General features: G+C 69.9%; 4 protein-coding genes and 1 pseudogene. 2 read left to right on the top strand and 3 right to left on the bottom strand.

The features are described 5' to 3' along the window. Positions 1-134: 134 nt before the first annotated feature. Positions 135-398 (bottom strand): cell division protein CrgA, encoded by a 264-nt coding sequence (crgA, locus tag ACN675_RS27810; RefSeq protein WP_197257153.1) that lies wholly within the window; start codon positions 396-398, stop codon positions 135-137. A 101-nt stretch (positions 399-499) separates the two neighbouring features. Between crgA and ACN675_RS27805 the strand changes: the two genes are divergently transcribed. Together ACN675_RS27805 and ACN675_RS27800 are read left to right on the top strand one after the other, a co-directional pair. Continuing rightward, positions 500-1225, top strand: coding sequence for a DUF881 domain-containing protein (locus tag ACN675_RS27805; RefSeq protein ID WP_420753886.1), 726 nt, complete (start codon positions 500-502; stop codon positions 1223-1225). Positions 1226-1246: 21 nt separating this feature from the next. Continuing rightward, positions 1247-1909, top strand: a complete 663-nt coding sequence (locus ACN675_RS27800; protein WP_420753885.1) for an aminodeoxychorismate/anthranilate synthase component II — start codon at positions 1247-1249, stop codon at positions 1907-1909. Between the two features lie 85 nt (positions 1910-1994). Here ACN675_RS27800 and pknB read toward each other — a convergent pair whose 3' ends face one another. Both pknB and ACN675_RS27790 read right to left on the bottom strand, forming a co-directional pair. Continuing rightward, the gene (pknB, locus tag ACN675_RS27795; RefSeq protein WP_420753884.1) at positions 1995-3896 is read right to left on the bottom strand and encodes a Stk1 family PASTA domain-containing Ser/Thr kinase; all 1902 of its coding nucleotides are present in this window, start codon (positions 3894-3896) and stop codon (positions 1995-1997) included. Further along, positions 3896-4545 (bottom strand): annotated as a pseudogene (locus ACN675_RS27790) (serine/threonine protein kinase); the annotation flags it as partial. The gene pknB and the pseudogene ACN675_RS27790, both read right to left, overlap by 1 nt.

Genomic DNA, 4545 nt, shown 5'->3' with positions numbered 1-4545 from the left:
GACGACGAGTGCGGCGATCGCGACAGGCGGTGTCGACCACTGCAGATCGCTCACCGAGAGACCCCCGCATGCACGGATGCACTGCTAGTGCACAGGTTTCTCCACAGGTGGGGATGAATCACAGTTGTGTAATCTCAGCGCCACTTCATGGTCATGATCAGCCCAACGACCATGAGACCGAATCCGATGAGGAAGTTGTACGCGCCCAGATCGTTCATCCACGAGATCTGCTCGGCGGCCAGGTAGTAGACGACCAGCCACAGCAGGCCCAGGATCATCAGCCCCAGCATCACCGCGACGTACACGGTGCTGGACGGCCCGGCCTTGACCTTGACGGGAGTGCGGCTCACCGACTTGAGCGGCTGATCGCTCTTCTTCCGGACCTTCGACTTGGGCATGATGTCCTCGCTCGTGCGGAACCGCCCGCGTGGCGGGCAGAGTAGGTTGGGCAGCTACGTTTCCAGTACACGCTAACGCAGACCGGCGAGGGGAGGCTCGGGTGCCCGACGGGCGGATACGCACGCTGGCCTGGGGTTCCGCGGTCCTGGCCGTGTCCCTGGTCGCCGGATTGCTGCTCGGCACCACCCGCGGCGTCTCCGACGGCGACGAACTGCGCGCCTCCGACTCCACCCGCCTGTCCGATCTCGTCCGGGCCGCGCAGCTACAGGTCGACGAACTCGGCGAACTGCGTGACGACCTCGCCGACCGCGTCGCCGCCCTGCAGAACCAGGCCGCGGCCACCGACGGCGACGTCGCGGACGTGCTGGCCGAGGCGGACGCCCTCGCGGATCCGGCAGGACTGACCGCCCGCCGGGGGCCGGGAATCACCGTCACCCTCACCGACGCGCCGCGCGGACCCGACGGCCGCTATCCGACCGACGCCGCACCCGACGACCTGGTGGTCCACCAGCAGGACGTGCAGAGCGTGCTCAACGCCCTGTGGGCGGGCGGCGCCGAGGCGATCGCGATGCAGGACCAGCGGATCGTCGCGACGTCGGCGCCGCGCTGCATCGGCAACACGCTGCTGCTGCACGGTCGCACCTATTCGCCGCCGTACGTGATCACCGCGCTCGGCGACCGCGCGCGGCTCGAGGCGGCCCTCGCCGCGGAACCGGGCATCAACGTGTACAAGCAGTACGCGGCGCGGTTCGGGCTGGGGTACACGCAGCACGCGTCGGACGATCTGACCGTCCCGGCCTACACCGGCAGCGCGACCGTTCGCTGACCGATCGGTACGCTTCCTCCCATGCGCATTCTCGTGGTCGACAACTACGACAGCTTCGTGTTCAACCTGGTCCAGTATCTGGGGCAGCTCGGAACGCGAGCGGATGTCTGGCGCAACGACGACGAACGCCTCACCGCGCCCGGCGCCCTCACGGCCGTCGCGAAGGACTACGACGGCATCCTGCTGAGCCCCGGCCCGGGCACCCCGGAACGGGCGGGAGCGAGCATCGACCTCGTGAAGGCGTGCGCGGACACCGAAACGCCGCTGCTCGGCGTGTGCCTGGGTCACCAGTCCATCGGGGTCGCGTTCGGCGCGACCGTCGACCGGGCCCCCGAACTGCTGCACGGCAAGACCAGCCTGGTGCACCACAACGGCACCGGTGTCCTCGCGGGCCTGCCCGATCCGTTCACCGCGACCCGCTACCACTCGCTGACGGTGCTGCCGGAGACGATGCCGGCCGAGCTGGAACCGACCGGGCACACCGAATCCGGTGTGGTGATGGCGTTGCGGCACACCCGGCTGCCGATCCACGGTGTCCAGTTCCACCCGGAGTCGGTCCTCACGCAGGGCGGTCACCGGATGCTCGCCAACTGGCTGGCGGTATGCGGACAGGCCCCGGAAGAAGGGCTCGTCGCGCAGCTCGAGGCCGAAATGGCCCGTGCTCTCGACGGTGGAGCGGCCTGACCGGACGGAACCGTCCCGGAACGAACGAAGGGGCTCGGGCATCACGCCCGAGCCCCTGCTCGTTCAAAGCTCCTACCGGATAGCGCTACCGGATTCCCAGTGCCCCGACCCCGACCGTGATGGTCTCGGTCTTGGAGATCTCCGAGCCCGGAGGCTGCTGCTGCGTGATGACCATGCCGACCAGTTCCGGGGCGAGCGTCGCCTCGCGGGTCTGCTGCAGCTGCGAGGCCGATCCCGTCCAGCCTGCGGCCCGCAGCGCGGCCAGCGCCTCGGACACCGACCGGTTCGTGATCACCGGCATCTCGACGCGGTCACCGTTGGACACCTGGATCGTGACGGTCTGGCCCTTCGTGGCGTTGGCGCCGCCCGCCGGGCTGGTCGAGACGACGGTGCCCTCGGTCTGACCGGACTCGACCTGCTCCACCACGACGGTGAAGCCGGCGCTCTCGATGTTCTCCCGCGCGACGTCGAGGGTCTGGCCGGCCACGTTCGGTACCCGGACCTGCTCCGGCCCGGAACCCAGGGTGACGGTGACGGCGCTGTCGCGGTCGACGCTGCTGCCGGACGACGGCTCCTGCTTGACGATCGTGTCTACCTGCGCCTCCGTGGAGGGTGCCTTCAGCACGTTCGTGTCGAGCCGGAGCCCGACCTCGGAGAGTGCCTCCGCGGCCTCCTGCCGGCTCATCCCGCTCAGTCTCGGGACCTCGACCTGCTCGGGCCCGCTGGACACCTCCAGCGTCACCGTCGAGTTCTCCTCGACCTGGGAGCCGGCGACCGGGCGGGTGTTGATGACGTTGCCGGTCGCGACCACCGCGTCCGGTTTCGGCTGTACGGTCACGCGGAAACCCGCGTCCTGGAGCTGGGCCTCGGCGACTTGCTGTGCGAGATTCCGCACGTCGGGCACGGCGACCTGCGCCGCGGACGATCCGGGTCCCAGCGTCCACAGGAACAACCCGACGATGCCGACGATGACCGCCGCGGCCAGACCCAGCAGGATGCGTTTGGCGACCGCGCCGCCACCACCGGATCCACCCGACGATGCCGCCCCGGCCGGGGCCGCGCTGTCCCGGTAGTTCGAGCCGGTGTCGACGGCACCGAGGAATGTGGTGCGCTCGTCGTCGGTCATCACCATCGGTGCGCTGGGCCGCTGCCCGCTGAGCACCCGGATCAGGTCGCTGCGCATCTCGGCGGCGCTCTGGTACCGGTTGGCGGGGTTCTTCGCCATCGCCTTGAGGATCACCGAATCCAGTTCCGGCGGCACCGCGGCGTTCACCGACGACGGCAGCGGCGGATCCTCCCGCACGTGCTGGTAGGCCACCGCGACCGGTGAATCACCCTTGAAGGGAGGTTCGCCGGTGAGGATCTCGAAGAGCACGCAGCCCACCGAGTACACGTCGGAGCGGGCGTCGACCTGCTCGCCCCGCGCCTGTTCGGGCGACAGGTACTGGGCGGTGCCGATCACCGCGGCCGTCTGCGTCATCGGGCTCGCCGCGTCCGAGATGGCGCGGGCGATGCCGAAGTCCATGACCTTCACGGCGCCGGCCTTGTTGATCATGACGTTCGCGGGCTTGACGTCGCGGTGCACGATCATGTTGCGGTGGCTGAAGTCCAGGGCCGCGCAGACGTCGGCGATGATCTCCATCGCCCGCTTCGGCGCCATCGGACCCGTGCCCCGCACGATGTCGCGCAGCGTCTCGCCCTCGACGTACTCCATGACGATGTACGGCAGCGGCCCGGTCTCGGTCTCGGCCTCACCGGTGTCGTAGACGGCGACGATCGCCGGGTGGTTCAGGGCCGCCGCGTTCTGCGCTTCCCGGCGGAACCGCAGGTAGAACGTGGGGTCGCGGGCGAGATCGGCGCGCAGGACCTTGATCGCCACGTCGCGACCGAGCCGGAGATCGCGAGCCAGGTGAACCTCGGACATGCCACCGAAGCCGAGGATCTCACCCAGCTCGTAGCGGGAGGAGAGCTTACGCGGTGTGGTCATCACGTTCCTGTTTCCGGCTCGGTGTTCGAATTCGTATTGTCGTCGGCCCCGGGTTCGACTTCCCCGCCACCGTCCTCACCCCCGGTACCGCCTCCGCCGACCGGTTCGGTCGTGGTGGTGGTCGTGGTCGTGGGGGCGGTGGTGGTCGTGGTCGTTGTCGTGGTCGTTTCCGGAGTCGTGGTGGTCGGTTCCGGAGTGGTCGTCGGCGGGGTCGTGGTCGTCGTCGGCGGTGTGGTGGTCGGCGGGATCGTCGTCACCGGTGGTGGCACCGGGATCGTCGGCTCCTCGGTCGTCGTGGTCACCGGTGGCCGCGTCGTGGTGGCCGTCGGCCGGGGCGTCGGGGTGATCTGCGTCGTCGGCGACGGACCGGGCACCGGTTCGTCCGAGCCGGCCCGGTCGAACAGCACGACGCCGAGCGCGATCGCCGCTAGCGCGATCGCGACGCCTGCGGCCCACAGCAGCGCCTTCGAGGAGCGGCCGCCCCCGGAATCGCCGATCGGGGGCTGCGTGCCCGTCGCATAGTTCGGTCCCGTGTACGGGGTCTGCGGCGGCGGGGTCGCCCCCGAATACACGTCGCCGGTGTAGGCCTGCGGCGGCGTCGTCATGGCCCGGGTGGCCGCAGTGGGCGGTGCCGTGCCCGGCACCCCGG

Origin of the sequence: Rhodococcus sp. O3, from assembly GCF_048897285.1 — a bacterium.
Lineage (GTDB): Bacteria > Actinomycetota > Actinomycetes > Mycobacteriales > Mycobacteriaceae > Rhodococcus.
This window is presented reverse-complemented; position numbering and strand designations above follow the sequence as displayed.